This is a genomic window from Zunongwangia sp. (genome assembly GCF_048269745.1).
GTDB lineage: Bacteria > Bacteroidota > Bacteroidia > Flavobacteriales > Flavobacteriaceae > Zunongwangia.
Genome location: NZ_JBLXIB010000004.1, coordinates 106,678 through 131,236, shown reverse-complemented (window position 1 = coordinate 131,236; position 24,559 = coordinate 106,678). Strand labels below are relative to the sequence as shown.

The 24,559-nt window shown below is 32.8% G+C and carries 23 protein-coding genes; 9 read left to right on the top strand and 14 right to left on the bottom strand.

Annotation, left to right across the window (positions count from 1 at the left end):
* Positions 1-110: 110 nt before the first annotated feature.
* From ACN0WI_RS06720 to ACN0WI_RS06705, 4 genes are all read right to left on the bottom strand, one after another.
* On the bottom strand, positions 111-1,391 hold the full coding sequence (locus ACN0WI_RS06720; RefSeq protein ID WP_417885891.1) for an MFS transporter: 1,281 nt from the start codon (positions 1,389-1,391) through the stop codon (positions 111-113).
* A 39-nt stretch (positions 1,392-1,430) separates the two neighbouring features.
* Entirely contained in the window at positions 1,431-2,051 is a 621-nt protein-coding gene (locus ACN0WI_RS06715) for a bifunctional nuclease domain-containing protein (protein WP_417885890.1), read from the bottom strand.
* 84 nt (positions 2,052-2,135) lie between these two features.
* Positions 2,136-3,104, bottom strand: coding sequence for an electron transfer flavoprotein subunit alpha/FixB family protein (locus ACN0WI_RS06710; RefSeq protein WP_417885889.1), 969 nt, complete (start codon positions 3,102-3,104; stop codon positions 2,136-2,138).
* A gap of 43 nt (positions 3,105-3,147) precedes the next feature.
* Positions 3,148-3,894, bottom strand: coding sequence for an electron transfer flavoprotein subunit beta/FixA family protein (locus ACN0WI_RS06705; protein WP_417885888.1), 747 nt, complete (start codon positions 3,892-3,894; stop codon positions 3,148-3,150).
* Positions 3,895-4,195: 301 nt separating this feature from the next.
* Between ACN0WI_RS06705 and ACN0WI_RS06700 the strand changes: the two genes are divergently transcribed.
* The 4 genes from ACN0WI_RS06700 to ACN0WI_RS06685 all read left to right on the top strand — a co-directional run bounded on the left by ACN0WI_RS06700 (position 4,196) and on the right by ACN0WI_RS06685 (position 9,514).
* A complete protein-coding gene (locus tag ACN0WI_RS06700) occupies positions 4,196-5,173 on the top strand; it encodes a pyruvate dehydrogenase complex E1 component subunit beta (protein WP_417885887.1) in 978 nt (325 codons plus the stop codon).
* A 60-nt stretch (positions 5,174-5,233) separates the two neighbouring features.
* A complete protein-coding gene (locus tag ACN0WI_RS06695; protein ID WP_417885886.1) occupies positions 5,234-7,723 on the top strand; it encodes a DUF5686 family protein in 2,490 nt (829 codons plus the stop codon).
* Positions 7,724-7,791: 68 nt separating this feature from the next.
* Positions 7,792-8,304: an inorganic diphosphatase gene (locus ACN0WI_RS06690; protein ID WP_417885885.1), complete on the top strand. Its 513-nt coding sequence runs from the start codon at positions 7,792-7,794 to the stop codon at positions 8,302-8,304.
* Positions 8,305-8,479: 175 nt separating this feature from the next.
* A complete protein-coding gene (locus ACN0WI_RS06685; protein ID WP_417885884.1) occupies positions 8,480-9,514 on the top strand; it encodes an App1 family protein in 1,035 nt (344 codons plus the stop codon).
* A 60-nt stretch (positions 9,515-9,574) separates the two neighbouring features.
* Here ACN0WI_RS06685 and ACN0WI_RS06680 read toward each other — a convergent pair whose 3' ends face one another.
* The 5 genes from ACN0WI_RS06680 to ACN0WI_RS06660 all read right to left on the bottom strand — a co-directional run bounded on the left by ACN0WI_RS06680 (position 9,575) and on the right by ACN0WI_RS06660 (position 13,695).
* On the bottom strand, positions 9,575-10,240 hold the full coding sequence (locus ACN0WI_RS06680) for a sterol desaturase family protein (RefSeq protein WP_417885883.1): 666 nt from the start codon (positions 10,238-10,240) through the stop codon (positions 9,575-9,577).
* Positions 10,241-10,251: 11 nt separating this feature from the next.
* A complete protein-coding gene (locus ACN0WI_RS06675) occupies positions 10,252-10,866 on the bottom strand; it encodes a deoxynucleoside kinase (protein ID WP_417885882.1) in 615 nt (204 codons plus the stop codon).
* Positions 10,867-11,180: 314 nt separating this feature from the next.
* On the bottom strand, positions 11,181-11,567 hold the full coding sequence (locus ACN0WI_RS06670) for a DUF6122 family protein (protein WP_417885881.1): 387 nt from the start codon (positions 11,565-11,567) through the stop codon (positions 11,181-11,183).
* 17 nt (positions 11,568-11,584) lie between these two features.
* Entirely contained in the window at positions 11,585-11,908 is a 324-nt protein-coding gene (locus ACN0WI_RS06665; RefSeq protein WP_417885880.1) for a DUF202 domain-containing protein, read from the bottom strand.
* Positions 11,905-13,695 carry an SLC13 family permease gene (locus ACN0WI_RS06660; RefSeq protein WP_417885879.1) on the bottom strand — a complete coding sequence of 597 codons (1,791 nt, stop codon included), beginning with the start codon at positions 13,693-13,695 and terminating at the stop codon, positions 11,905-11,907. The genes ACN0WI_RS06665 and ACN0WI_RS06660 overlap by 4 nt, the downstream gene beginning before the upstream one ends.
* Before the next feature lie 158 nt (positions 13,696-13,853).
* Here ACN0WI_RS06660 and ACN0WI_RS06655 point away from each other — a divergent pair, with 158 nt between their 5' ends.
* A complete protein-coding gene (locus ACN0WI_RS06655; protein WP_417885878.1) occupies positions 13,854-14,366 on the top strand; it encodes a DinB family protein in 513 nt (170 codons plus the stop codon).
* Between the two features lie 72 nt (positions 14,367-14,438).
* Here the strand turns inward: ACN0WI_RS06655 and ACN0WI_RS06650 are convergent, their stop codons facing one another.
* From ACN0WI_RS06650 to metK, 5 genes are all read right to left on the bottom strand, one after another.
* A complete protein-coding gene (locus ACN0WI_RS06650; protein ID WP_417885877.1) occupies positions 14,439-15,077 on the bottom strand; it encodes a hypothetical protein in 639 nt (212 codons plus the stop codon).
* 100 nt (positions 15,078-15,177) lie between these two features.
* Positions 15,178-16,122, bottom strand: coding sequence for a pyridoxal-phosphate dependent enzyme (locus tag ACN0WI_RS06645; RefSeq protein ID WP_417885876.1), 945 nt, complete (start codon positions 16,120-16,122; stop codon positions 15,178-15,180).
* A gap of 69 nt (positions 16,123-16,191) precedes the next feature.
* A complete protein-coding gene (locus ACN0WI_RS06640; protein WP_417885875.1) occupies positions 16,192-17,121 on the bottom strand; it encodes a 2-hydroxyacid dehydrogenase in 930 nt (309 codons plus the stop codon).
* Between the two features lie 51 nt (positions 17,122-17,172).
* Positions 17,173-18,537 carry an acyl-CoA dehydrogenase family protein gene (locus tag ACN0WI_RS06635; RefSeq protein WP_417885874.1) on the bottom strand — a complete coding sequence of 455 codons (1,365 nt, stop codon included), beginning with the start codon at positions 18,535-18,537 and terminating at the stop codon, positions 17,173-17,175.
* Positions 18,538-18,703: 166 nt separating this feature from the next.
* Positions 18,704-19,960, bottom strand: coding sequence for a methionine adenosyltransferase (gene metK / locus ACN0WI_RS06630; protein WP_417885873.1), 1,257 nt, complete (start codon positions 19,958-19,960; stop codon positions 18,704-18,706).
* A 696-nt stretch (positions 19,961-20,656) separates the two neighbouring features.
* Between metK and ACN0WI_RS06625 the strand changes: the two genes are divergently transcribed.
* The 4 genes from ACN0WI_RS06625 (at position 20,657) to ACN0WI_RS06610 (ending at position 24,483) form a co-directional block, all read left to right on the top strand.
* Complete coding sequence (locus tag ACN0WI_RS06625) at positions 20,657-21,934, top strand: O-acetylhomoserine aminocarboxypropyltransferase/cysteine synthase family protein (RefSeq protein WP_417885872.1); 1,278 nt, start codon at positions 20,657-20,659, stop codon at positions 21,932-21,934.
* A 44-nt stretch (positions 21,935-21,978) separates the two neighbouring features.
* Positions 21,979-23,145, top strand: coding sequence for a trans-sulfuration enzyme family protein (locus ACN0WI_RS06620; RefSeq protein ID WP_417885871.1), 1,167 nt, complete (start codon positions 21,979-21,981; stop codon positions 23,143-23,145).
* Positions 23,146-23,276: 131 nt separating this feature from the next.
* The gene (locus tag ACN0WI_RS06615; protein WP_417885870.1) at positions 23,277-23,684 is read left to right on the top strand and encodes an RrF2 family transcriptional regulator; all 408 of its coding nucleotides are present in this window, start codon (positions 23,277-23,279) and stop codon (positions 23,682-23,684) included.
* A 169-nt stretch (positions 23,685-23,853) separates the two neighbouring features.
* The gene (locus tag ACN0WI_RS06610) at positions 23,854-24,483 is read left to right on the top strand and encodes a phosphoadenosine phosphosulfate reductase family protein (RefSeq protein ID WP_417885869.1); all 630 of its coding nucleotides are present in this window, start codon (positions 23,854-23,856) and stop codon (positions 24,481-24,483) included.
* Positions 24,484-24,559: the final 76 nt, after the last annotated feature.

Genomic DNA, 24,559 nt, shown 5'->3' with positions numbered 1-24,559 from the left:
AATTCAGTGCTTTTGAAAAAAAGATATCAACAATTTAATCACTAAAAAGTAATTTTTAGCAATAGAAGAGCACTAATTAGTTTGAAAAATTAAAGGATAGTAAAATTAGCTTACTGCGGAATTTTTGAAGTATCTATCGGTTTATGTTTATATTTAAAAAATATAGCAAAAAGGATAGCCACTACTAAAGCATAGCCTGCAAAAATATACCAAGCAGTGCTCCAACCTTCCATCTGTTCTTGTAAATCGGTTTTTGAGAATACAAAGTAGTTAACAACTGCCTGAGCCCCTAGCGTACCTATAGATGCTCCAAAACCATTTGTCATCATCATAAATACACCTTGTGCACTAGAACGAATTTCCGGTTTCGTTTCTTTATCTACAAATAAAGATCCTGATACATTAAAAAAGTCAAAAGCAATTCCGTAAACAATCATTGAAAGAACAAACATCCAAACTCCATTACCGGGATTACCAGCACCAAATAAACCAAAACGTAAAACCCATGCAAACATGGATAATAACATAACCGTTTTAATTCCAAATCGTCTTAAAAAGAAAGGAATAAGAAGAATACAAACTGTTTCTGAAATTTGAGAAATAGAAATTAATGCATTGGCATGGTTTGCACCAAAACTGTTTGCGTATTCTGGTATTTGTTTAAAGCTTGTTATAAAAGGATTTGCATAGCCATTTGTTATTTGTAATGAAACCCCAAGTAACATTGAAAATATAAAAAAGATGGCCATCTTTTTTTCCTTAAAAAGCGTAAATGCTTTTAACCCAAACGCCTCATATAAGGTTTTCTTTCCTCCTTTTTCTGCTGTAGGGCATGTAGGTAAAGTAAACGAATAAAAGAATAATAAAAATCCTAAAATACCCGAAACGAAAAATTGTAAATAAGAACCTTGATATCCTGCAAAATCAACAAAAAGCATTGCTAAAATAAAACCAATAGTACCAAAAGTCCGAATAGGAGGGAAGGTTTTGATAGTGTCGTATCCGTTGGTAACTAGTACGTTATAAGCTACAGAGTTAGATAGTGCAATGGTAGGCATAAAGAATGCAACACTAATAGAGTACAGGGTAAACAATGGAAAAAACTCCACATTATCTCCTGCCGAATACCCATAAAAAGTAGCAGCAAGCATAAATACTCCTGCAATTAAGTGGCTTATTCCTAATAGTTTTTGTGCCTGTATCCATCTATCTGCTACAATTCCTAAAATTGCTGGCATAAATATGGAAACAAAACCTTGCATGGCATAAAAGAGACCAATTTTAGAACCTAATCCGATAGATCCTAAATAATTACCCATTGAAGTTAAATATGCTCCCCAAACTGCAAATTGGAGAAAATTCATGATAATTAGGCGGGTTTTTATGCTCATTCTTAAAGTTATATTAGAAATTTTTAAGCTTGAAAAATATTATCGTTTGGAAATTTCATCTCTAATTTTGGCAGCCTTTTCGTAATTTTCATTTTGAACTGCTTGAGAAAGTAAATCTTCTAATTCTGTTATTGAAAGTTTTTTATAAGTATCATCTTTTTTAGAGATTTCGATATCATCAGATAATAATTCATCTTCTATAATCTCTTCTTGGTTGGTTTGCTGAGAAGGGGTGGGATTTTCTTCTCCTTGTAGATGAATCCCTGCTTTATCTAAAATGTTTTTGTAAGTAAAAATAGGTGCGTTAAAACGTAGTGCCAGTGCTATTGCATCACTGGTACGCGCATCGATAATTTCTTCAATTTTATCGCGTTCACAAATTAGACTCGAGTAAAAAACACCATCTACTAATTTATGAATGATAACTTGTTTCACCACAATTTCAAACTGATCTGCAAAACTTTTAAACAAATCATGCGTTAAAGGTCTGGGAGGTTTAATTTCTTTTTCTAACGCAATAGCTATTGATTGGGCTTCAAAAGCACCAATAACTATAGGTAGTTTTCTATCTCCACTAACTTCGTTTAAAATAAGCGCATATGCGCCATTTTGGGTTTGACTATAAGATATCCCTTTGATATTCAGACGTACTAAACTCATAAAAACCGAAATTAAAAAAGGCGATCTAAATAGAGCATTTTACTAAATTTAGATCGCCCTTTTAAGGCACGCAAGTTATAAAATTTATGCGTTTTTCTCTTTAAATTCCTTCAATTTTTCATTTAGCTTAGGTACAACCTCAAAAGCATCACCTACAATACCATAGTCTGCAGCTTTAAAAAAGGGAGCTTCAGGATCGTTATTGATAACAACTTTTGTTTTCGCTGCATTTACTCCTGCTAGATGTTGTATAGCTCCAGAAATTCCTATAGCTATGTAAAGATTGGAAGCTACTGGTTTTCCGGTTTGTCCAACATGTTCACTATGAGGTCTCCAATCCATATCACTTACCGGTTTAGAGCAGGCAGTAGCCGCACCAAGAATATCAGCCATTTCTTCTATCATTTCCCAGTTTTCAGGCCCTTTAAGTCCACGTCCGCCAGATACAATAATTTCTGCATCAGCTATGGTTACTTTATCTTTAGCTTTATCTACCGATACTACTGAAATATCAGATTCATTTTCAGAAAGTGCAGGTTCAAAAGTTTCAGAAGTAACTTTTGTGTTTGCTTCTTTTAATCCATATGCATTTTTGGAAAGACCAACTACTTTAGTTGCTGTAGTAACTTCAGTAACTGAGAACGCTTTATTACTAAAAACAGTTCGTTTAACTTGAAAAGGGTTGATGCTTTCTGGTAACGCAATAGCATTAGGTATGTATCCCGCTTCTAATTGAGCTGCTAATAATGGTGCAACATATTTTCCGTTAGCGCTTTGGCTAACCACTACGATGTCGCTATTTTTATTTTTTGCAGCTTGACTTATTGCATTTGCATAAGTTACTGCATTAAAATTTTTCAATTTTTCGTTTGATACAGCCATTACACTAGAAATACCATATTTGCCTAATTCTGAAAAATCTTCAGCATTAAAAGTGATGGCATTAAGTTCTGTATTTGCTGCATCTGCAATTCCTTTAGCATAAGAGGCAAGTTCTAAAGCTCCTTTTTTAAATTTACCTTCTTCGCTTTCTATATATACTAAAACAGACATATTTTTTTTATTTATAATTAATTAGATCTTTAATAAAGAGTTCTTAAATTACTTTAGCTTCATTATGAAGTAAATTGATTAATTCATCTAAATTATCAGGATCTATAAGTTTAACCGCTCCTTTTGGTGCAGGTTTTTCGAATTTAGTAATAGTGCTAGTAGTTTCAGCAGAAATAGGTTCAACTACATTTAACGGTTTTTTTCGAGCTTGCATAATACCACGCATATTAGGTATTTTTAGATCTTTTTCTTCAACAAGACCTTTTTGTCCGCCAATAACTAAAGGCAAGCTTGCTTTTAGCTGTTCTTTCCCTCCGTCTATTTCTCTTGTAGCAGTAGCTAGATTATCTTCAATTTCTATATTGATGCAGGTGTTTACAAAGTTCACATTTAGGAGTTGCGCTAACATTCCTGGAACCATTCCCCCATTATAGTCTAAAGATTCTCTTCCGCAGATTATAAGATCGTATTTTTCTGTTTCTGCAACTTTAGCTAATTCTTTGGCTACCTGAAATCCATCTAATGGAGTAGTGTTAATTCGGATAGCAGTATCGGCACCAATAGCTAGTGCTTTTCTAAGCGTTGGTTCGGTTTCGGGTCCGCCAACATTTATTACATCAACTTGAGCACCTTGTTTTTCTTTAAACCACATCGCACGAGTTAGCCCAAATTCATCATTTGGGTTAATTACAAATTGTACACCGTTTGTATCAAATTTCGTGTCTTCTTCTACAAAATTAATTTTTGAAGTTGTATCAGGAACATGGCTAATACATACTAATATTTTCATATTTTTTGATCTTTATACGATTACCTCTACGAAGGTAAACAAATAAAATTTATTTTGCTATGCATGCATAATAAAATATTCTAAAAAAATGTGTAATATTTTGTTTTAATCTTAAAAATAGAGGGTTTTTGTATATTTTTTTGCGAAAAAATAGGTATTGTTTAGTATTATCTAGTTTTAGTTATTGATGTTTTGTGTAGTAATTAATAAATAGAAATTTTTATCAGTTTATGTGGTAAAAACTTTATTGAATTACTATTTTTGTTTTCGATAAGATTATAATAAAATATTACATAATATAATGAAGACAATTCAATTTAGGGAAGCAGTACAGCAGGCCATGAGCGAGGAAATGCGCAAAGATGAGTCCATTTATTTGATGGGTGAAGAAGTAGCCGAGTATAACGGTGCATATAAAGCTTCAAAAGGAATGTTGGATGAATTTGGACCGGATCGAGTTATCGATACGCCAATTTCTGAGCTTGGATTTTCTGGAATAGGTATTGGAAGTGCTATGAATGGTAACCGTCCAATAATAGAATTCATGACCTTTAACTTTTCCCTAGTTGGAATAGACCAGATTATAAACAATGCTGCTAAAATTCGCCAAATGAGTGGTGGGCAATTTAACTGTCCTATCGTTTTTAGAGGGCCTACAGCTTCTGCAGGTCAATTAGGAGCAACTCACTCTCAAGCTTTCGAAAGCTGGTATGCAAACTGTCCAGGTTTAAAAGTAATTGTACCATCTAATCCATACGATGCAAAAGGTCTTTTAAAAGCTGCAATTAGAGATGACGATCCGGTTATCTTTATGGAAAGTGAACAAATGTACGGAGATAAAGGTGAAGTGCCAGAAGATGAATATGTAATCGAAATTGGTAAAGCTGATGTTAAGAGAGAAGGTACAGATGTAACTATTGTTTCTTTTGGTAAAATCATCAAAGAAGCGTATAAAGCTGCGGATGAATTAGAAAAAGAAGGAATATCTGCAGAAGTTATCGATCTTAGAACTATCCGTCCTATGGATCACGATACTATTGTAAACTCTGTTAAGAAAACTAACCGATTAGTGATTCTTGAAGAATCTTGGCCATTTGGAAATATCTCTACTGAGATTACTTACCAAGTACAAGAAAAAGCATTTGATTTCTTAGATGCACCGATTATAAAAATAAACACGGCTGATACTCCAGCTCCATATTCTCCTGTTCTTTTAAAAGAATGGTTGCCAAATAGTGAAGATGTTGTTAAAGCTGTTAAAAAGGTTATGTACAAGTAACTTAGATAAACTATATTTGAACCCTCATCTAACCAGATGGGGGTTTTTTTTTAAATTTTTATGAAGCAAACTACATTAACTGCTTTTTTCTTTTTACTAACTATTAGTTTATTTTCTCAAACTGAAATAGGCGGGATAGTTTTAGATGAGAACGGAGAACCGGTGCCATTCGCAAATGTTATTTTTTCTAATACAACTCAGGGAACTACAACCAATGAGAATGGTGTTTTTGAGCTTTCTTCTAACCAAAATCAAAAAGCTGTAGATTTTTCGTTTTTAGGTTATAAAACAGAGACTATTCAACTAGCAAATGTCTCCAATCTTAAAAATATTAAAGTTAGGTTAGAACCATCTTCCGAATCACTTTCAGAAGTGAAAATATACAAAGGAAAAACACCTAAAAAGAATAATCCGGCAATAGATATACTTCGTAAAATTTGGAAAAATAAACGCGATAATGGGGTTAAAAAATTCGATCAATATGCCTATCGAAAATATGAAAAATTAGAATTCGATTTAAATAAAATTGATAGTGCTTTAATTAAAAGTCCAATTTTTAATGGAATGGAATTTATTTTTGAAGATTTAGATACAAATCGAGTTACTGGAAAAACATATTTGCCTATTTTCTTAAACGAATCAGTTACTAAAGTTTATGGCGATAATAAATCCGGAGATAAGTTAACTGAGCTGGTAGGTAATAAAAACTCGGGCTTTAGTGATAATCAAATTTTAATTTCAACAGTACGCGATGTTTATGATGAGATTGATATTTATGATAATTACTTAAAGTTTTTTGATAAGAATTTTGTTAGTCCGTTATCTAAAACAGGGATAAATGTGTATAACTATGTGTTAGCCGATACCGCTTATCGAGATGATAAGTATTGTTATAAAATTGTGTATTATCCGCGTAGAGATAATGAGCTTACTTTTAGTGGTGATTTTTGGGTAAACGATACTACTTGGGCTGTAAAAAGTATTAACCTTGAAATGAGTGAGGGGGCTAACCTAAACTGGGTGAAAGGAGTTTATATAGAACAAGAGTTTGATGTTTTAAATGATTCTGTCTTTTTAATGAAAAAAGACTTTTTTCAAGCCGATTTTGCTATTAGAGAAAAAGAAGATGCGCGTGGCGTTTACGGTAAAAAAACAGTTTTGTACGATCAGTATGAATTTGATAATGAACGACCTTCTTCTTTTTACAACAAAAAAGTAAACCGGTTTCGAGAAGAAGTTTATAATAGAGATGATAATTTTTGGGAGGAGAATCGTCTAGAATCATTAAATAGAGATGAAAAAGGAGTGTATCAAATGTTAGATACGCTAAAAAACGTAAAACAATTTCAACGTCTATACAATGTTACTACGGCTCTTGCTACTGGTTATGTAAGTTTTGATGGTTGGGATTATGGTCCAATTTTTTCAACTTTTGGTTTTAATGATGTTGAAGGTGTTAGAATTCGTGGTGGTGGAAGAACCTATTTTGGGCAGCACGATAAATGGAGAATAGAAGGCTATGGTGCTTACGGTTTTAAAGATAAAAAATTTAAATACGGAGTTCAAGGTAAAATATTATTAGATCCCGATAATCGATTAATTATTTCTGGAGGTAACCGTAGAGATGTAGAACAATTAGGTATTAACCTAACCAATACAACAGATGTTTTAGGGCGTAGTTTAGCTTCTTCAGCATTAATAAGTACTAGTAATAATAATAGTTTAAGTTCTATAAATTTATCCGTATTATCGGTGGAAATAGAACCTTGGGAAAATTTAATTTTTAGAGCTAGTGCTTCGTATCGTGAAATTGAAGCAGCATCTGAAGGTTTTAAGCTAGATTATTATACTGATGATGAGCAAACAACTATTGCTTCTGGAGTAGATCAGGTTGAAATTTCAAACTTATTAATGTACACTCCCGGAAAGAAAACCGCAGGTTATGGAGTAGAGCGAGAAATTATAGATGATAATTACCCTACTATATTTTTAAATTATACATTAGGAGTAAAAAATATATTTAATAGTGATTTCGACTATAAAAAGCTACAATTATTCTACGATCAGCCATTAATGATAGGCGGATTTGGACGGGCAAAAGCAAGTATAGAAGCAGGAAAAACTTTTGGAGATGTACCTTTAGCATTGCTCAGCGTAGTGCCGGGTAATCAAACGTATTTCCAGCTTTATAATACATTTTCGCTGTTAGATTATTATGAGTTTGTAACTGATACGTATGTAGCAGCACATTTTGAACATAATTTTAACGGACGATTATTTTCTAGAATCCCGTTGCTTAAAGATTTAAATCTTCGTGAAATTGTAGGGGTAAGAGGAGTTTGGGGAGAAATATCAGAATCTAATAAACAATTAGATGCATCGGGCATTTTTCTACGAGCACCTACCGATAAAGCTTATTGGGAATATAGTGTTGGGGTCGGAAACATTTTTAAAGTACTTCGAGTAGATGCTCATTTTAGAGGGAATTATTTCGATAATCCAGATGCTCGATCTTTTGGTGTAACAATAAATTTTGGATTTTACTTTTAAGTATCTATTAAAAATACAGAATTCATTATATTTGGTAATCTAATTAAAGTTCAATTAAAATAAATAAGATGTCAGAAACTTTTGATGTACTCATAGAAATCCCTAAAGGAAGTAGGAATAAGTATGAATACGATTTCAAACTGAAAAAAGTACGATACGATAGAATGATTTTTTCTTCTATGATGTATCCTGCAGATTACGGTTTTATTCCAGAAACCTTAGCTTTAGATGACGATCCGTTAGATGTATTGGTATTAGTAAGCGAGCCTACTTTTCCAGGAATTGTAATGGAAGTTAAGCCTATAGGGGTATTTCATATGGCAGATGAAAAAGGGCCAGATGAAAAAATTATTTGTGTACCAGTTTCAGATCCAATTTGGAATAGGTTAAATGATCTTAAAGAGATTAACGGTCATTTAGTTAAAGAAATTGAACATTTCTTTAAAGTATATAAAGATCTTGAAAAGAAAAAAGTAGATGTAGGTGGATGGGGAGACTCAGAAGATGCTAAAAAGATAATTAAGCAGTGTATCGAACGTTTCGAAAATTATGATGGCGATAAAAATAGATTAAAATTATAATCAATATACATCACTATAAAAAAAGCAATAACTACTAAGTTGTTGCTTTTTTTATTTACGTATTTTGGGTAAAATAATTTCTGGTTATTCTTTTGAATTTTGATTAATCACTTCAAGAAATTATTAAATTGTAAACTCAACTAATCGAGATTCAGATTATAAAAGCATCTAAATAATGTTTAAACGAATAAAGAAAATATTAGGTAGATATCGAAATCTGGATCAGATTCTTATAATACCCTATAGAAGTTACGGCACGCATTCTAGGTTATTTGTTAAGGGTAGAGTGTTAGATAATGCACCTTTAAAAATTACAGAAACCCAAAAAACATGGAAAACTTTTGTAAATACCTATAAACAATTTGATAGTTTCGAAATTCCTGATGCTAGAATTGAATTAGAATTACCGGAAAAAGTAAGGTTAAAAACAACGACCAATGATGAAGGGTATTTTTTATTCAACCAAAATTTAGAAAATAATATTTCTGAAGATGCAGATGATAAGGGATGGATACCCTTTAATATTTATTATAAAGAAGAATTAGAACCCAAAACCGATCTTCTGGGAAATCCTTTTAAAGGTGAATTTCTTATCCCTTCAGTACAAGCAGAATATGGAGTTATTAGTGATATAGACGATACTATTCTACATACAGGAGTAACTTCTTTTTTAAAATGGCGTTTACTAAAAAATTCGTTATTAACTAACGCATATAAACGTATACCCTTAAAAGGAGCACCAGAATTATATAAACTATTACATAAAGGAAGAAAAGCCGGAAATCGTAACCCGATTTTTTATTTGAGTAACAGCCCTTGGAATATGTATGAGTATTTAAAACTTTTTTTAGATTATAATAACTTTCCAAAAGGACCTATATTGCTTCGAGATATTCGTTTGCCTTTTGAGAATACAATAAAACCGGAGAAACCTCATAAACAACGCGAAATAGTTAATATTTTAAAAACATATCCTAATTTACAATTTATTCTAATTGGAGATAGTGGCGAGCATGATGCTACCATTTATACCGAAATAGCAGCTCAATATTCAGATCGGATTTTAGCTATTTATTTACGAAGTGTAACGCATAAAAAAAGTATGCAACGCGTAAAAAGTATTGTCGATAATTTTGAGACAACTCCTTTATTATTAGTGAACAGTTCTGCTGAAGCAGTTTCTCATGCCAGAGAGCACGGCTATATTTAAAAGTAGATATATAAAAAGCTGAATTATTAACCCCAGCTTTTTATTTGCAATTAAAAATCGTTAATCGTCAATGCTTTTTCCAACTGCGGTTCTGCTACTTGCAGGATTTTTTCTTGGCATTGTTCTAAAAATGTGATCCCATAGTGGAGATGATACTCCAAATGCTCTATCAGGTTCCCGATAATGATGTATACTATGATGATGCCATAATGTTTTAAGAAAATTGTTAGGCACTTTAAAAGCATGTACAGAATAGTGCACGCCCAAATAAGCAGCATATCCCACTAAAAATCCTGCTAAAAATCCAAATACGTAGTCTCCTAAAATAGCTCTATAAATTATAAAAAGTATAGATGCAACTATTAAGCTCAATACTGGTGGCATAGCTAATCTACTTTTATCTTTGGGATAATCGTGGTGTACGCCATGCATGGTATACGAAATTTTTTGTCTGCGTGGAGTAGTTGCCGGAATATGGTATAAATACCTGTGGGCTAAATATTCTACAAAAGTAAAAAAGAAGAGTCCGCCTAAAAACCATGCTAAAATTTGAGGAGTTCTAAATCCTTTTTCAAAAATGCCGTAATAAATAAGAGCGGCAGCAGTACCAAAAAAGATAATTAAAGGAGCTGCAATATGGGTATGTGTAAGTTTTTCTAAAATAGGGTTTTCAAATAATTTTGGGGACCCTTTATGCTTTGGTCTTTTTAGTTTTGTAGATTCCATATCTAAAAAATTTAAAATAATCCGTTTATTTCTCCATCTATCCGGTTTATAATATCTCCTAAATCTTCTGGTTCTTCGACAAAATTGATATTATCTACATCAATTATTAGTAAATTTCCTTTTTTATAATCGTGTATCCAGGCTTCGTAACGTTCGTTTAGTCTACTTAAATAATCTATAGAAATCGAATTTTCATAATCTCGACCTCGTTTTTGGATTTGCTCCACAAGGTTCGGGATGCTACTTCTAAGGTATATTAGAAGATCCGGACCTTGTACTATTTGTTCCATGAGTTCAAAAAGCGACCGATAATTTTCAAAATCTCTATTAGTCATTAATCCCATTGCGTGCAAATTTGGAGCAAAAATATGAGCATCTTCGTAGATTGTTCGATCTTGAATAATGTTTTTACCGCTCTCTTTTATTTCTAGAATTTGTCGAAATCTATTATTTAAAAAATAGATTTGGAGATTAAAAGACCAACGTTCCATTTTATTATAAAAATCTTCCAAATATGGGTTTTCTATAACTTCTTCAAATTGTGGTTCCCAATTATAGTGGTTGGCTAATAATCGAGTTAAAGTAGTTTTTCCTGCCCCAATATTTCCAGCGATTGCTACGTGCATGATATTGAAATGTTATTTGATTGAAATGCTTTTTTTTAGATTGTAAATATAAAGTATTTCAAGCATAGCATTATTTGGAACTCTTTTAAATTTAGAAAGGAAATTGATCTCTATTTTATTTAAAACTTCAATGCTAAAATAGATATTAACTGAAATTAATCCTTGTCTTTATAAAAAAATTAATAATTTTTTACGATTTTAAATAAAAAGTAAGTAATTAATAAAATGTCTGTTTTGGATCTGAAGTTTTTGTAATCTCTCTATTCATTTATAAAACTTATAGCTATTGAACTAAGTATTATTTTTTGATTAACTTAATTGGAAACAACTTTTTTAATGGACTGTTTTAAGGCAGAAGATTCATAACACGTTCCGCATTTATAAAATGTCCATAAACAGTCTATAAAATCGGTTAGCATATGGAAGCACAATCCTATGCAAATTAGTTTAAAAATACCTTTTTTTAGAAATATAGCTCCTAAAATATAACAAATAATAGCATATATAGAGTGTAGTGGATGGTAACCAATACTACACCGATAGGCATCGAATAGTGGAGTGGCAAAAACATGATCTATATCTACTAACATGGTAGCGATTAATAGGAGCCAGTTTTTTTTCCAATTTTTTTTATCGTAAAAATATGCAATTATACCAACAGCTAAAAAGTGTAGTGAGTAATGAAAAATGGATTGTAACAAAATAATTAAAGGAGGAGTTAGGGTTTAATTTCTGGTGAGCTTTCTTCTGTTCGTAATAATTTATTTAATTTTCTTCCTAAAGAAATATATCTTGAAATGCCAATCGTTAAAAAAATAAGACTACAAGCAAAAGCTACATATGCAACCCAATCTAGTTGATCGTAACTTTCAATTTGTAGTAATGCAAATCCACCAAGTAATAAATACAGAGAAGATCGAATATAAGAAAGCAAGGTACGCTCATTTGCTAGCTTGGTTCTTTCCAATGCTAGATGTTCTCGAACCAATTTTTCATCGATAATCCTTGTTTTGAAAGGATTTTTAATTTTTACTTTTTTCATATTTCAAAAGGAAAAAATAAAGGAATGATAAAGGAAGCAGAAATCCAAATAATAAAATTTAGCGGAGTTCCAAATTTTAAAAAGTCATTAAACTTATAATTTCCTGGAGCATATACCATAGTATTAGTCGGGTAGCTTACTGGCGTCATAAAAGTTAATGAACAGGCAAACATAACAGCTACTAAAAAAGGTTTTTCGCTTAATTGAAGTGCACCCGCTAAACTTATTACAATAGGAACCATTAGCGCAGCTGTAGCTTTGCTTGACAGGATGTTGGTGGTTAGAAAAGTTATTAAAAAAAGTAAGCTTAATATTATTTTTGGATCTAAATCTCCAATTTGTTCTAAAACAAACGTAGAAATAAGTTCAGAGCCTCCAGTTTTTTCTAAAGCTGCCCCCATCGATAAAACTCCTGCCATCATAAAAATAACTTTCCACTCTATAGCTTCATAGGCTTCTTTAGGTTTTAATATCGATAAGGTAACAATTAATAAACTACCAATCATCGCACTAATTAAAATAGAAGTGATATTTAGAGCCGCTGCTAATACAACTCCTACTGTAATAATAATAGCCGGAATTGCCTTTTTTAGATCTATTTTTTTTGATTGATATTCTGAAAGGCTCACAATATGTTTTCTAGAACGCAGGATATCAATATTTTCTTGCGAGGTGTACATTAATAACATATCGCCTTCTTTTAATATTATTTCTGAAATGTTTTGAGTAACAACTTCTTTACGATGCCTCACCGCTAAAACAGAAGTTGAATAGTTGTTTCTGAAATTTAATTGCTTCAAAGAACGTCCGGCCAAAAAAGAACCGTATGGAATCATTACTTCATAAATCTTTTTAGTAACTGCATTTTTTTTATTCGTTTCAAGCTCTTTGAAATTAGCATCTTTTCCCTTTAAGGCATAACCAACTTTTTCCATTAATTCCGATAAATGAACCGGATCTACCAAGACTTTTAAAATATCATCTTCTTGTAAAATCGTATCAGCATTTATATTATATAAGTTAAGCGTATTACGTTCTATATGTAAAACTTGTGCATTAAATTGGGTGCCAATTTTAGATTTTCCAATAGGTTTATTTATATCTTCACTTTTAGCAGTTACAATAATTTCAGCTAAGTATTGTTCCGTCTCTTTTCGAAGATTTTGGTTGCCGGCTTCTTTTCGTTTAGGTAATAACCATGGTGCTACAAAAAATATATAAACCATGCCAATAGCTAATAAGCATAATGCAGGTAACGAAAATTCAAACATTTGGAAAGGTTCAAGACCATCTTTTTTGGCGATACCATTAACCAGTATGTTAGTAGATGTTCCTATTAATGTACAGGTTCCTCCAAATAGTGCAGAAAAGGAAATAGGAATTAATAATCTAGACGGAGTAATGTTTGTTTCTCTACAAACTAATAAGGCCATTGGGATTAATAAAGCTACCACAGCGGTATCGTTTATAAATGCTGAAAACAGTGCTGCGGTACCACAAAATATCATTAAAGCTAAGAGATAATTAATTTTAGCAATAGCAATAATTTTATCACTAAAGCTCTCTAAAATTCCCGATTTAAAAATTCCGGCACTTATAACAAACATGCAGCCTAACGTAATTGTTGCTGGATGATTAAAGCCTGAAAAACCCTCTTCCGGGCTTAAAATACCTGTAATAATAAATAGTGCCATTATAAGAATAGAAGTAGTATCAATAGTAAAATAATCCTTTATGAAAAGGAAAATTCCTATACTTATAATTATGGCAGTGGTAATTAAATCCATAGTCGCTTGTTGCTAAAAATCTATAAATTATTGTATAATAAAAACAGATTTAATAATCAAAGTAACGCTATTTTCAGTTGTTATTTTCTTAAATAATTACCAATATGACATTAAAAATTACTTATTTTTAGAAGTCGTAATTTTTTAAATGATAAAGAATGAACAAACCTGAATATTGGTTGCGAGGTCCAATTCCAAATATATCACCATTTCTTCAGCCTGCAGCACATGCGTTGTTACAATCAAGGGCTGAAATTAAAAAATATACGAAAGATTTTTCGGAAGACTTGCTTTGGGAAAAGCCAGCCGGAAGAGCCTCTGTAGCTTTTCATTTACAGCATATAACCGGTGTGTTGGATAGAATGTTAACATATGCGAAAAAGAAATCACTTACCGAACAACAATTTAAATACCTTCGTAATGAGGGTGTTTATAATGAAGAAGTTAAGATTGCTGATTTAATCAATGCTTTTATAGAAAAAGTAGATGATGCTTTACAAATGTTCGAAAATACTTCTGAAGTAATTTTAACTGAGAAACGAACGGTTGGTAGGAAAAAATTACCATCTAGTGTAATTGGTCTATATTTTCATGCAGCTGAGCATAGCCAAAGGCATGTAGGGCAATTATTAGTAACGGTTAGTGTTTTAAAAAGGGGGAGTAAAAGTTAGAATGTAGTATTTTAAAAACTAAAAAAGGCTAGAATATTTTTTCTAGCCTTTGACTTATAGAATGAAATTTTCTTATCTCATATCAGGATTGTCTCTTAATTCCTTAGCTTTTGAAGAGGGCAAATATACTTGAATACCAAAATTAAGACCTATTGCATGTTGATATGTAGTGTTTCCTCCACCAACTAATCCATTATATTTTATGTTTGTTTCTAAAGCTACATTATTAGTAACAAAATAAGAGTAACCTGGACCTACACCAAATGCCAAACCATTGGTAGTTGCTCCTCCTGCAACATTAACTCCTGCAACCCCTGCATTTGCTTCTAGAAAAAAGCGTCCATGTTTTAAAAGATTATTAACTCCTTTTTCACCAGGACTTAAGTAATAACGTGATAATGCTTGAAAACCATATACTGTAGTCTCGGTTGAACCTTCGCTCTTAGGAGATTTTGTAAACCCTAAATTAGCTACTGCACCTATTAAAACATTATCTCTTACAAAATAACCAATCTTAGGGCTTAATCCTAACTCGTAACCAGCACCATCATTTAAACCAAAATTTAAACCAAGTATACTGTTATTTCCCGGATTTACTAATCCGCTACCAAAGTCACTACCGACCATTAAGTTTCCTTCTTGAATTTGTGCATTAGCAGTATTAATACTGCTTAAAAATAAAATTGTGGCTAAAAATAATAGTTTTTTCATGTTTACTTTTTAGCGCAAATTTAGATCATATTAAAGCTGTATTTTTCAGCTTTAATGTAAGTTTAATAGTATTTTAGTTTATGTGTTAATTTTAAGAAGATTAAAATATAATGTTTTTTAAATCTACATTTCCGCCAGAAATTATTAAGCCAATTTGTCGATTTTTAAATTTAACGGGTTCCTTCAAAATAGCTGCTAAAGCTACAGCGCTAGAAGGTTCAACAATAATTTTCATACGTTCCCAAATCAACTTTAGTGCATTTATAATTTCATCTTCACTTACTCGGATAATTTCTTCAACATGTTTTTGAATAATTGGGAAGTTTTTGTCACCTAATTGTGTTTTTAGTCCATCAGCAATTGTATTAATCGTTTTATTGGTTTCAATTTTCCCTGAAATAAGTGAGCGATAGGCATCATCAACTTCAAAAGGTTCTGCACCAATTGTTTTTGTTTCTTCAGTAAATAAATTAACAGCAAGTGCCGTTCCTCCAATAAGGCCACCGCCGCCAACAGGTGTAATTACGTAATCAAGATTTGGCTTTTTTTGAAGTAATTCTAGAGCAGCTGTTCCTTGGCCTAAAATCACATCAATATCATTGGAAGGATGAATAAAAGAGGCTCCTCTTTCTTCAACAATTTTTTGGGCAGTTTCTTCACGATCTTTAAGAGTAGGTGGGCACTCAATAATAGTTCCGCCATAAGTTTTTACTGCATTTTTTTTAACTTGTGGAGCATTAGATGGCATCACAATATAAGCCGATACTCCTAAGCTTTTAGCGGCTAATGATAAAGCTTGGGCGAAATTTCCTGAAGAATGTGTTACCACCCCTTTTTGCTGATTTTCTTTATTTAATTGTAAAATAGCATTGGTAGCGCCTCGCATTTTAAAGGCACCCATCTTTTGGAAATTCTCACATTTAAAATGGATTGAACAGTCAGCAATCTCATTAATCAAACTTGAAGTTAAAATTGGGGTTTCGTGAATAAAAGGTTTTATACGTTCGTGAACCTGTAATAAGTTTTCTTTAGTGAATACTTCCATAAATCAATAATGCTAAAATTGAGTTCAAAATTACCCAATTTTAGCATTAAATTCCTATTAAATCTATTATCAATATCCTCTTTCTTTTTCTACCAGATTTTTAAGAGGTTCTCCATTTTGTAAACGCTTATAATTTTCGATAATTTGAGGAACTACCGATTTTGGTTGTGTAATACTTGCTGTGTGTGGCGTAACACTTATTCTTTTATGATCCCAAAAAGCATGATCTTCCGGTAAGGGCTCTTCTTTGAAAACATCTAAAAAAGCTCCAGCTAAGTGACCACTATCAATCATTCCTATTAAATCGCTTTCTTCTAGATGCTCTCCGCGACCTACATTAATTACATAAGCACCTTTTGGCAATTGTTCAAATAATTCTGTGTTTAAAATCCCTTTAGTTTGTTTTGTAAGTGGTAGCAAGCAAATTAATATTTCTGACTGTTTTAGAAAATTGTTTAATTCACAATCCCCGGAATAAGATGTAATATCTTCACAATTTTTTTCGGTACGAGACCACCCTGAAACTTTAAAATTGTTTTTTGCTAATAGTGTTGCTACGGCTGTACCAATAACACCCATTCCCATAACACCAATTTTCATATCGCTGTTTCGACAATATTTTAATAGGTTCCATTTATGTTCTGTTTCTTGATGTTTGTAAGCTGCAAGATGGCGTGTTTGGTTCATAACTAAAGCTAAAACAAATTCGCTTAAGTCTGAAGTTAATTGGTTATCAATAACACGGGTAATTTTTACATCCTCAGGAAATTCAGGATCTGATGTTATATGGTCTACACCAGCTCCCATTGACGCTACTACTTTTAAATTTGGATAATTTTTAAATAATCCCCTTGGATGTTTCCAAGAAACAGCAAATTCAACCTCTTCTTTATCATGATCTTCAGGATAAACATAAACATTTAAACCTGGATGTTGATTCTTGAGTTCTTCAGTCCAATCGGATACATCTTTACCTGGGGCTACTATTAATACTGACATTTAATTTTAATTTTTCCTACTTTGAGGCATTATTCTATATATTTTACTTAGTTAACTAACAAAAGCACTATAACCGGTAATAGCTCTACCTACAATTAGAGAGTTTATCTCTTTGGTTCCTTCGTAGCTATAAATTGCTTCAGCATCAGCTACAAATCGGGCAACATCATGTTCTAGCAATATTCCATTGCCACCCATTACCTCTCGAGCGCGGCTTACTACATCTCTCATACGCATACTACAATATACTTTTGCAAGAGATGCATGTTCATCGGTTAGCATATTTTGATCTTGCATTTCCGAAAGTCGGAAACATAAAGTTTGCATAGCGGTAAGATTAGAAACCATTTCTACTAAATGATTTTGGATTAACTGGTAGGAAGCAATTGGTCGCCCAAATTGTTCTCTTTTACGCGTATATTTTAATGCGCTTTCGTAAGCACCACGGGCACAACCAACTGCCTGCCAGGCTACACCAGCGCGCGTCATTCTTAGTACATTTGCGGTATCTTTAAATGAGTTGGCATTTTGCAATCTGTCACTTTCAGCAACTTTACAATTGGTAAGTGTAATAATGGCATTTTGAACAATACGAAGTGCCATTTTATCTTCCATTTTTTCGGTTTTAAAACCGAGATTGTCTTTTTCTACTAAAAATCCTTTTACTTGATTACTATCTTCATCGCGTGCCCAAATAATAATTACATCTGCAAATGTGGCATTGCCAATCCACTTTTTTTGTCCGTTTAAAACCCAATTTTCACCATCGAATTTACAAGTAGTTTCCAATCCACCAGCAGCACCAGAACCTACATTAGGTTCGGTTAATCCAAAGGCTCCAATTTTCTCTAATTTTTGCATCTGTGGAAGCCATTTTTGCTTTTGTTCCTCGCTTCCGCATAAATAAATAGATCCCATTGCCAAACCACTGTGGACACCAAAAAAAGTTGAGGTAGAAACATCGACTCTCGCAATTTCTTGAGCAATAATGCCTTCCATTAAGAATGGAAGATTGGGGCAGCCATAACCTTCATAAGGAATTCCGGCAATATTCAGTTTTTTGAACTTTTCGATAATTTCGAAAGGGAATTTGGCTCGATTCCAATGGTCATTAATTAAAGGACGAATCTCGTCTTCCATAAGATTGCGAACTTTCATCTGAAGTTCACGCTGTTCTTTAGTAAGCTTATATTCCAGATTGTAAAAATCGCCATCGATAGGAGGGAGGTCACTTTGCGATTTGTGACGCTTTGTTTTTAACATTTTCATGAGCCCGGCTAGCTGGCGCTCATCTAATTTACCTAAAGTCTTCATTGCTTCAGATAAATCGATCTGCTTATTGATTTTTGCCAGTTGATCCATATCAACCGACTTTAACAGGTTTACCGTGTTTCTTACTTTTTTAAAAAAGGACATGAGAATGCTTTTGTTGTAATTATCAATTTAATGATTAAAAAGTCCCACTGCTGTTAAAGATTTCCGAAGAAAAGGATAAAAAATAATAAGTAATTTGTTGGAGTATTTTTAAACAAAAAAATCCTCTGAATATTAAGAGGATTTTGATTAGTTTTTATATTAAAGACTATAAACCGAAAGCTTCTTTAACTTTAGCTACGTAATCTAGTTTCTCCCAAGTAAATAATTCTACTTCTTTTTTTACTTCTCCGCTATACGGACTTTTAAAAATTTTAGTTACCGTTTTAGCTTCTTTTCCCATATGGCCATAAGCCGCAGTTTCACGATAAATAGGATTTCTAAGATTTAAGCGCTTTTCGATTGCAAATGGGCGCATATCAAAAATCTCTCTTACTTTTTTAGCAATATCACCATTACTCATTTCAACTTTAGAAGTTCCGTAAGTATCTACAGAAATAGAGGTAGGTTCAACAACACCAATAGCATAAGAAACCTGAACTAAAACTTCATCTGCAACACCAGCTGCAACTAAGTTTTTAGCAATATGTCTAGAGGCGTAAGCCGCAGAGCGGTCTACTTTACTAGGATCTTTCCCAGAGAAAGCACCACCACCGTGAGCTCCTTTACCACCATAAGTATCTACGATAATTTTTCTTCCGGTAAGTCCGGCATCACCATGTGGCCCACCAATTACAAATTTCCCGGTAGGGTTTATATGGTATTGGATATCGTTGTTAAATAATTTCTGGACATACTCGGGCAGCTGTGCAATTACCCGAGGCATTAAGATTTCAATGATATCTTTTTTGATTTTAGCCAGCATTTCCTCATCGTCCTCCATAAACTGGTCATGCTGTGTAGAAAGTACAATAGCTACGATGCGCTGTGGAATATTGTCGTCACTATACTCGATAGTTACCTGGCTTTTAGCGTCTGGGCGTAAATAAGGAATTTCATTTCCTTCACGTCTCAGCTCAGCAAGTTCGTAAACCATTTTGTGCGAAATGTCTAAAGCTAAAGGCATATAATTAGAGGTCTCTTTGGTGGCATAACCAAACATCATTCCCTGATCACCGGCACCTTGCTCTTCTTTTGTTGCACGATCTACACCCTGATTAATATCTGGTGATTGTTCATGTATTAAAGAAATCACGCCACAAGAATCTCCGCTAAATTGATAAGCTCCTTCAGTATAACCAATATCATTGATCACATCACGGGCAATTTGCTGCACGTCCAAATACGTATTAGAACGAACTTCGCCGGCTAATACTACTTGTCCTGTAGTTACTAAAGTTTCGCAGGCTACTTTTGATTCTTCATCAAAAGCCAGAAAATTATCCAATAAAGTATCACTAATCTGATCTGCAATCTTATCTGGGTGTCCTTCAGAAACACTTTCTGAAGTAAATAAATAAGCCATAAACTTTATCCTTTAAATTATAAAAAGAGGAAAATTTGACGTAAAGGCAGGCTATGTAAGTAGTACTGCTTTAGCATTTTTAACGATCTAAAATTAGAAAGTTATAGGGTTGCAATCAGTCAAATCTTTCCCTGTTATTATTTCAGGGACAAATGTATAAAATAGTTTTTTTAATAAAGCGCTCTTTAACCTGTTTTTTAATTGGAATACTATTAATATAGACTTTTTTATGATTTTTTCTTTTGATGATGGAAAAATTAGAAGGATTTATTTTTAATAGAATGAATGTTTGTGTTATTGTTAGTTTATTATGAAAAATAATTTTAAAAAAAATAAAATATTCTTGGCTAAGAAATAATTCTGTGTTTATATTTGCAGGTATAGAATTGTGAGAAAAATGATTTTAAACAATATGATGCGCTTTATGTTAATGATGTGGAAAACTTCCTCAGTGCGCGCTATTGTATAAACTCAAACATTTATAATATCAAAAGCCGCTGCAGAAAACAGCGGCTTTTTTTATGCAAAAAAATGATAATATGAATTTAGTATCCGTATTTTTCAGTCTTAACGTATCGATGTCTATGCGTAAAAAAATGCACTGCTATTACCTAAATTGAAAAAATAATTTCAATAAGATCTCCTTGGTAATAGCTAAAAGTGGAGATCGTTAATTTTAACTTTAAAAAATAAAATATGAGTACTAATAAATTTGCTACAAACGCTTTACATGCTGGACACGATGTAACTACTAACGGAGGAACTAGAGCAGTTCCTATTTACCAAACCACTTCTTATGTTTTTAAAGATGCCGATCAGGCAGCTGGAGTATTTTCGTTAGCAGAACCAGGATATATTTATACTCGCTTAAATAATCCGACGAACGATATATTAGAACAGCGATTAGCTGCTTTAGAAGGTGGAATTGGCGCAGTAGTTACCGCATCGGGAACAGCTGCTATAAATACTACTTTACTAACATTATTAAAAGCTGGAGATCATATAGTTGCTTCCAATAGTTTGTACGGAGGAACGTATAATTTATTAAGCGTGACGTTGCCAAGATTTGGTATCACAACAACTTTCGTAGATCCTTCCGATCCTGAAAATTTTGGGAAAGCAGTTAAAGAGAATACCCGTGCTGTTTTTGCTGAATCATTAGGAAATCCAAAATTAGATGTATTAGATTTAAAAAAGATTTCAGCTCAGGCAAAAGCAAATAATATTCCGTTTATTGTTGATAATACAGTGGCAACGCCTTATTTATTAAAACCTATAGAATTTGGAGCAGATATTGTTATCGAATCGCTTACTAAATATATTAGTGGTAATGGAACTTCACTAGGTGGGGCAATTATAGATGCTGGAAATTTTAATTGGGCAAATGGTAATTTCCCTGAATTTACGGAGCCTTCTCCTGGTTATCATGGTTTGGTGTATCATGAAGCTGTAGGTAAAGCTGCTTTTATCATTAAAGCAAGAGTAGAAGGATTACGAGATCATGGTGCTGCTTTAAGTCCATTTAATGCTTTTCAGATTATTCAGGGGCTAGAAACTCTGAAAATTAGAATAAAGCAGCACAGTGAAAATGCATTGGCTTTAGCTGAATGGTTGCAGGAACAAGACGTTGTAACTTGGGTTAATTATCCCGGTTTATCAAGCAGTCCATATTATCAATTAGCAAAAGAATACTTGCCGGATGGCCAAAGTGGAATTATTACTTTTGGGGTAAAAGGTGGGTTCGAATCTGCTAAGATTGTAGCAAACGACACAAAATTATTCTCTTTATTAGCGAATATTGGTGATACCAAATCTTTAATTATACATCCGGCGAGTACTACGCATCAACAGCTTGATGAAAAGGCTCAAAGCGATACCGGTGTTACTCAAGATTTAATTCGTTTGTCGGTAGGTTTAGAAGATATTTCCGATTTAAAAAATGATCTATTAAATGTATTTTCAACAATAAAATAAGTAATATTCAATTCTGAATTGAATATTGAAAAAAACTGTAAGGTATGGCTATCCCAAATTTTGAAACTGAAGCTATTAGAACGCAAATGGAACGTTCTCAACATTTAGAACATTCTGCACCTTTGTATTTAACCTCTAGTTATATTTTTGAAGATGCTGAAGATATGCGTGCTTCGTTTTCCGAAGAAAAAGAACGGAATATTTATAGCCGATTCTCAAATCCTAATACTTCAGAATTTGTAGAAAAAATTTGCAGGATGGAAGGGGCAGAAGCAGGCTATGCTTTTGCTACCGGAATGAGCGCGGTATTTTCTTCACTGGCAGCTTTATTAAATGCCGGAGATCATATTATTTCAGCAAGATCAGTTTTTGGTAGCACGCATTCGTTGTTTACCAAATTTTTTCCGAAGTGGAATATTTCGCATAGTTATTTTAAAGTAAATGAGACTGATAAAATTGAAAGCTTAATTAAACCGGAGACCAAAATTATTTTTGCAGAAACTCCTACAAATCCAGGAGTAGACATTATAGATCTTGAAGTTTTAGGTGAAATTGCTAAAAAACATAAGCTTATTTTGGTGATCGATAATTGTTTTGCTACTCCATATATTCAAAATCCGATAAAATACGGAGCCGATTTGGTAATCCATTCGGCAACTAAAATGATCGATGGTCAAGGGCGAGTATTAGGCGGAGTTACAGTAGGAAATTCAGAATTGATTAGAGAGATTTATTTATTTTCAAGAAATACGGGGCCGGCATTAAGCCCGTTTAATGCTTGGGTTCTTTCTAAAAGCTTGGAAACTTTAGCTGTACGTTTGGAAAAGCATTGTCAAAATGCACAAAAATTAGCCGAGTTTTTAGAGGTGCATCCTAAGGTACAACTTGTAAAGTATCCATTTTTAAAATCGCATCCTCAATATGAAATTGCTAAAAAGCAAATGCGGCTGGGAGGTAATATCATTTCTTTTGAAATTAAAGGAGGAATCGATGCGGGTAGAAAATTTTTAAATTCAGTAAAAATGTGCTCTAGGAGTGCCAATCTAGGTGATACACGTAGCATAGTAACGCATCCGGCAAGTACAACACATAGTAAATTAAGCGAGGAAGATCGATTAGAAGTGGGAATTACAGATGGTCTAATACGAACTTCTGTAGGTTTAGAACATATCGACGATATTATTGCTGATATAAAACAGGCATTGGATTAAAATACTTAAAAACCGGATTTGATTTTAATGAATTTTGATTATTAATATTGAATCATTTAAAATATAGAAATTTAGACTAAGGCATTAATGCGAATAGGATTGAAAACAATTAAATTAATTATCTTCGCACTATGCTTTCAAAAAAGACAAAATACGGGATAAAAGCCTTAACTTTTATAGCACGACAGCCTGAAAGGCGTCCAGTGCAAACTTCAGAAATAGCGAAGAGTGAAAATATATCGCAAAAATTTTTGGAGAGTATATTACTCATTTTAAGAAAATCCGGTTTTTTAGGTTCAAAAAAAGGAAAAGGTGGTGGTTATTATTTAATAAAAGAACCTACCGATATAAAAATGACTGCCGTTATTCGGGTTTTAGAAGGCCCTATAGCCTTAGTGCCTTGTGTAAGTTTAAATTACTACGAGAAATGTGAAGATTGTCCTGATGAAAAAACATGTGCAGTACATTCGTTAATGATTCAGGTACGAGATAGCACTTTAGAAGTGCTGGGCGATAATACGTTAGCAGATTTAGCTTAATGTTTATGTGTTTTCATTGAGAAATTGAAAATCTAAATGTTAAATAATAAAAATAAGTTTCGAAAATATTTGTATATAATTAAATGAAGCCTACTTTTGTTTTTAAATCCCACTAATCCTATAGGTTAATAGATTTTTAAAATTAAGGCTTCAAAGGAAAGTAAGTATTATGAAAAGGTATTCAGAAAAAGAATTAAAAATTCTTAACCAACAATTAAGAGGTATTCCTCCAGAAGAGGTTATTCAATGGGTGATTTTGAATAGCAAAAAACCAGTTGTAACAACCAATTTTAGACCTTATGAAGTAGCTATTCTACATGCTGTTTCAAAAATAAAAAGAGATGTTCAGGTAGTTTGGTGTGATACAGGATATAACACACCACAAACTTATCGACATGCTAAAGAGGTGATTGAATTACTGAATTTGAATGTGAGAACTTATATTCCTAAACAAACTGCAGCCTATAGGGATGCTATATTTAATGGAATTCCACAGGTAGATAGTCCAGATCACCAAGAGTTTACACGTCAGGTAAAATTAGAACCTTTCCAGAGAGCTATGCGAGAGCAAGAACCCGATATTTGGTTTACCAATCTTAGAAAAGGACAAACTGCTTTCCGAAATAGTATAGATATCCTTAGTTATAGTAAGGATGGTTTATTAAAAGTAAGTCCTCTTTACCATTGGAGTGACGAAAAACTAGATCTTTATTTAGAAGAGCATAATCTTCCTAATGAACATAAATATTTTGATCCGACAAAAGTGTTAGCTAACAGAGAATGTGGACTTCACGTATAATTTATTAGACTTTAAACAATAGAAATGACAATTTTTAATACAAATGTGATGTGGTGTAAATCGATGCGTATGCGCA